This is a genomic window from Haloferax sp. KTX1, assembly GCF_902410085.1.
Lineage (GTDB): Archaea > Halobacteriota > Halobacteria > Halobacteriales > Haloferacaceae > Haloferax > Haloferax massiliensis.
Genome location: NZ_CABPRH010000073.1, coordinates 1 through 543 on the forward strand (window position 1 = coordinate 1; position 543 = coordinate 543).

At 64.1% G+C, this 543-nt stretch carries 1 pseudogene; it reads right to left on the reverse strand.

Annotated features, from left to right (window positions below):
* Positions 1-528 (reverse strand): annotated as a pseudogene (locus FY251_RS20820) (hypothetical protein); the annotation flags it as partial.
* Positions 529-543: the final 15 nt, after the last annotated feature.

Below are 543 nucleotides of genomic sequence, written 5' to 3' on the forward strand. Positions count from 1 at the left end.
CCACAGACGGTACCCCCGGCCAGCGATACCAAGAACGGCCAGCAGCTGCCGTGGATGCAGCTGCCACCCCGCGAGCCGCGCAAGCGCTAATACCGACACGGGGACCAGTGCCAGCATGACCAGTAACTCCATTGCGGCATAGGTATCCACGGGCCCGAGCCCCGCGAAGCCGGCCAGCGCCAGAGCAGACGACAGGCTCATGGGCAGAACCGCTATTATTGCCGCCACCGGCCGGTACCCCCCCACCATCTCGGTCAGCCGCGCCACCACGACCTCTAACGCGAACAGTGACGACGTCCAGACCAACAAGACCACAATCAGGAAAAACAGACTGCCCACCAGCTGGCCACCAGCCATCGCCTCAAAGACCCGCGGCAGCGTAACGAACACCAGTTCGTAGCCGGAGGTCAGCGGCACCTGTTGCGCCAGAACCAGTGACATGACGGCCAGACCAAGCATCAGCGTAACCAGGAGGGCGGCCACTGCCACACCAATGGCCGAGAGCGGCATGGAGGCGTTCCCCGGCATATAGCTACCCAGCGT